The sequence below is a fragment of the Photorhabdus sp. P32 genome, assembly GCF_038085095.1.
Lineage (GTDB): Bacteria > Pseudomonadota > Gammaproteobacteria > Enterobacterales > Enterobacteriaceae > Photorhabdus > Photorhabdus luminescens.
This window is the reverse complement of record NZ_JAZGJN010000065.1, coordinates 1-755: the sequence shown is the minus strand read 5'-3', so window position 1 is coordinate 755 and position 755 is coordinate 1. Positions and strand designations below refer to the sequence as shown.

The window sequence follows — 755 nt, the reverse complement described above, 5'->3', positions numbered from 1 at the left end:
GATTATTAAAGGGTAATACTATGGCAATTTCATCCAAGGCCAAAACTTCTCCTAAAAAGAAAACTTCTGCAAAGACTTTGAAAGTTAAGAATATAAAAAAAGTTCCGATTGAAATTCAACTTCCGGAACCTACCAAAGTAGAAGCTTGGGGAATGAATCATCATTCTATTTCGCCGGTTCTTTTTCCAGAAAAGGAAGAAGATTTTAAAAATATATTTTCTTATGCGGATCAAAAAGGGCTTAAATTGACTTTTCGGGGAGGAGGCTGTAGTTACGGGGACGCAGCCACCAATACGAAAGGTACGGTGATTGATATTTCTAAGTATAATAGAATTTTGGAATTCGATTCTAAAAACGGAATTATCAAAGCGGAATCCGGAGTTACGATCAAACAACTTTGGGAATTTGGAATCGAAAAAGGTTATTGGCCCCCTGTCGTAAGCGGAACCATGTTTCCTACATTAGGCGGAGCCTTATCTATGAACATTCACGGAAAGAACAATTTTGCCGTGGGTCCGATTGGTGATCACGTTCTAGAATTTACGTTTATGACTCCGGACGGTAAGGTTCATATTTGTTCTCGTAAAAAAAATCAGGAACTGTTTTTTGCTGCTATTTCCAGCTTCGGAATGTTAGGTGTTTTTTTAACGGTCACTATACAATTAAAACGTATCTATGCAGGAAAGATGAAAGTTTGGCCCGTTGTAAGCACAAATCTTCAAGATATGTTTGATTATTTTGAAAGGGAATATAAA

At 37.0% G+C, this 755-nt stretch carries 1 protein-coding gene; it reads left to right on the top strand.

Going from position 1 to position 755, the window contains the following annotated elements; all coding sequences use genetic code 11:
- Nucleotides 1–20 precede the first annotated feature (20 nt).
- On the top strand, nt 21–755 hold a 735-nt coding region (locus V2H77_RS00240), incomplete at its 3' end, for an FAD-binding oxidoreductase (RefSeq protein ID WP_341497203.1).